Source organism: Brachybacterium sp. HMSC06H03, from assembly GCF_001807385.1.
Taxonomy (GTDB): domain Bacteria; phylum Actinomycetota; class Actinomycetes; order Actinomycetales; family Dermabacteraceae; genus Brachybacterium; species Brachybacterium conglomeratum.
This window is the reverse complement of record NZ_KV788700.1, coordinates 1-3,045: the sequence shown is the minus strand read 5'-3', so window position 1 is coordinate 3,045 and position 3,045 is coordinate 1. Positions and strand designations below refer to the sequence as shown.

Below are 3,045 nucleotides of genomic sequence, written 5' to 3'. Positions count from 1 at the left end.
CGGGGCGCGCAGGCCGGGGTGCGCGCCGGGACCGGGGCGCGAGGGCGTCCCGCCGGGACGTGCCGGGTGCCGGCGGGACGAGGGGCTCTGGGGACTCATGAGAACTGCGGACCTCCCGGTGGACGGAGCTGAGGTCTCGACGGGGAGGGCCCTGCGGTCCGGCCTCGGGGCGATCGCGGGAGGCGACCTGCGCGGCCGCAGACCCGGTGCGGGCCCTCGTCGTCGACGGCTCCCAGGCTATCGCGGCACCGTGAGGATCCCCTGGGGGATGTCCCCCTGATCCCGGGAGGGAGGCCCGGGGCGTCCACGCGCGGGCGGCGACCGTCGACCGCGCGAAGCGTTCGGGTCCCAGAGCTCGGTCCCGTCCTAGACGGAATTAGTGAGCCGCTCCTCATCTCCGTCCACCGGCACGCAGCCCCGAAGTGCCGTCCCGGATGCCATGGACGAAGGACTCCCTCACATGCGCACCGCCCTGCCCCGCCGTTCCCTCCTCACCACCGGAGCCGTCGGCGCCGCCGTCGGCGCGAGCGCGCTCCTCCCCGCCGCGCAGGCCGTCCCGCCCGGCCGCGGCACGGCCTCCCGGGCCCGATTCGACCCACCACCAGGTCGACGGCGGTCTCAAGTACTGCCTGTTCACCCCCTCCTCGAAGCGGCCGAAGGGCGCCGGCCGACGGAAGGGCCGAGCGCTGGTGGTGTGGCTCCACGGCGGCGGCGAGGGCGGACTCCTCACCGGCGGCCACGACTACTACGACAACGAGACCACCCTGCGGGCGAACCGCGGCGCCCTCGGCCTCGCGACCGACGAGGCGCAGGAGGCGTTCGGCGGCGCCTACGTCCTCGCCCCGCAGTCGACCTCGGCGTGGATGCAGGACGGCGACGGCTTCGCCCCGCAGATCCAGGCCGTGATCGACGAGGTCGTGGCCCGGGAGGACATCGACGGGGACCGCATCCACGTGCTCGGCTGCTCCAACGGCGGCTTCATGACGCTGAAGATGGTCGCCGAGCAGCCCGGGCGCTTCTCCTCGCAGGTCCCGATCTGCGGCGCGGTGAGCGGGCCCGAGGGCACGTACCACCTCTCCGACGACACCCTGCGCTCGCTCGCCGAGACCCCGACCTGGCTGGTCGCCGCCGCGAACGACGACACGATCGACGCCGAGGCGAACACCGTGCGCTTCCACGAGCTGATCGAGGGCTCGATCCTCAGCCTCTACCCGACCGTCGAGCGGGACGGGGTCGTGTACCCCGGCCACTGGTCGTGGATCTACGTGGCCCGCAACGACCCGCAGCACGAGGGCGTGCGGATCTGGGAGTGGATGGCGGCCCAGCAGCGCTGAGCGACGGGATCCGGCGGCGCGGCTCGGCGGCCGCCAGGACGGCTCAGCGGCCGGCGGCCTTCGCGTGCAGCGCCCGGACCTCGGCGGAGAGCTCCGGGTCCGGGCCTGCGACGACGATCCCCGCTGCTACCTGCGGGATCCGCAGCGGGGCGACGGGCCCGGCGGGGACGCCGAGCTCGCCCTGCCACTGGAGCAGCTGCTCGGTGCTGGAGGCGTAGACGATCCGGCCCAGCCCCACCCAGGCATGGGCCGCCGCACACATCGCGCAGTGCTCGCCCGAGGTGTACGTCGTCGACTCCCCCCGCTCCTCGGGGGTGAGGTGGGCGGCGGCCCAGCGGGCGATCTCGAACTCGGGATGACGGGTGTGGTCGCCGCCGGCGACGCGGTTGCGGTCGGCGAAGCGCTCGACGCCGTCGGCATCGACGAGCACCGAGCCGAAGGGCTCGTCACCCGCCGCGAGCGCCTCGGCGGCGAGGTCGACGCAGCGGCGCAGGTGACGGCGGTCGTCGGCGGTGAGGGCGGAGAAGGGGTCCATGCCTCTACCCCAGCACATCCGTGCCCGCGGCGCGACGTCGCCGGTCGCCGGTCCGAGGCGCTGTGGACGCCCGGCCCGTCAGGAGGCCGCGTGCGCCTCGGCGATCCGCAGCAGCTCGAGATAGCCCTCGAGCTTCCACGCGGTGCGGCCGACGAACAGGCCGGTCACGTGCTCGATCCCGAGCAGGTCCGCGGCGTTGTCGAGGTTGACCGACCCGCCGTAGAGCAGCCCCGCGACCTTCCCCGAGTACTGCCCGCCGAGTGCGGCGAAGGGCTCGACGAGCTCCTCGACGGTGGCGGGGCGGCCCTTCTCGCCGATCGCCCAGATCGGCTCGTAGGCGATCACCACGCGGGAGAGCTCCTCGGCGGAGAGTCCCTCGAGGGCGCCCGCGGCCTGCTCGAGGATGAACGCGCTGGAGCCGCCGGCGTCCTTCACCTCGGCGCTCTCCCCGATGCACAGCAGCGGGGTGAGGCCGTGACGCAGCGCCGCGGCGACCTTCAGGCGGGTGGTCTCCACCGTCTCGCCGAAGTGCTCGCGCCGCTCCGAGTGCCCGATCTCGACGACCTGGGCGCCGGCGTCCTTGGCCTGCGGCACGGAGACCTCGCCCGTCCACGCGCCCTCGTCCTCCCAGTGCGCGTTCTGCACGCCGAGCAACACGGGGGAGTCCTCGCCGAGGACGCTGCGCACCGTCGTGGTGGCGGTGAAGGAGGGGATCACGAAGGGCTGCACGCCCGAGGGGGCCTGCCCGCCGTGCTCGCCCGCGAGGTGATCGCGCAGGCCCGCGGCCCAGGCGCGGCCCTCGGCGAGGGTCTTGGTCATCTTCCAGCTGGTGCCGATCCAGAGGGGGGACATGCTGCTCCTTGGTCGATGTGTGCCGCTCGCGCGGCGGGTGTCCGACGATCGATTCCTTGCCGGAGAGGAGTTCTTCGACGATTCGTACCAAGAAATGGAATGAATCGTCGAAGAACTCCGCTCGGCCCGGTGAGGGGCGCGCGCAGGGTGAGGGGCGCCGCCGGCTCGGGGGCCGGGGGAGAGGCGGTCCGCCCGAGCCCGGGGTGCCGAGCCCGGGGCACCGGGACAGAGCCGGTCCCCGAGCCGGTCATCCCGGGCCCGAGCCCGGGGCACCGTGCCGGGTCGGGGGTCAGCTCACTTCTCGAGGGAGCCGTCGTAGGCGCA

The 3,045-nt window shown here is 74.1% G+C and carries 3 protein-coding genes; 1 reads left to right on the top strand and 2 read right to left on the bottom strand.

Features of this window, described 5'->3' with window-relative positions:
- The first annotated feature begins 689 nt into the window (after window positions 1-689).
- On the top strand, window positions 690-1,334 hold the full coding sequence (locus HMPREF3159_RS04395; RefSeq protein WP_070499848.1) for a carboxylesterase family protein: 645 nt from the start codon (window positions 690-692) through the stop codon (window positions 1,332-1,334).
- Between the two features lie 43 nt (window positions 1,335-1,377).
- Here HMPREF3159_RS04395 and HMPREF3159_RS04390 read toward each other — a convergent pair whose 3' ends face one another.
- Complete coding sequence (locus HMPREF3159_RS04390) at window positions 1,378-1,869, bottom strand: tRNA-specific adenosine deaminase (protein WP_070499847.1); 492 nt, start codon at window positions 1,867-1,869, stop codon at window positions 1,378-1,380.
- A gap of 78 nt (window positions 1,870-1,947) precedes the next feature.
- Window positions 1,948-2,721: a triose-phosphate isomerase gene (locus tag HMPREF3159_RS04385; protein WP_070499846.1), complete on the bottom strand. Its 774-nt coding sequence runs from the start codon at window positions 2,719-2,721 to the stop codon at window positions 1,948-1,950.
- Between the last annotated feature and the right edge of the window lie 324 nt (window positions 2,722-3,045).

Excerpts from the sequence above, each read along its gene's own strand:
- HMPREF3159_RS04390 (WP_070499847.1), bottom strand. The coding sequence starts at position 1,869 with ATGGACCCCTTCTCCGCCCTCACCGCCGACGACCGCCGTCACCTGCGC.
- HMPREF3159_RS04385 (WP_070499846.1), bottom strand. The coding sequence starts at position 2,721 with ATGTCCCCCCTCTGGATCGGCACCAGCTGGAAGATGACCAAGACCCTC.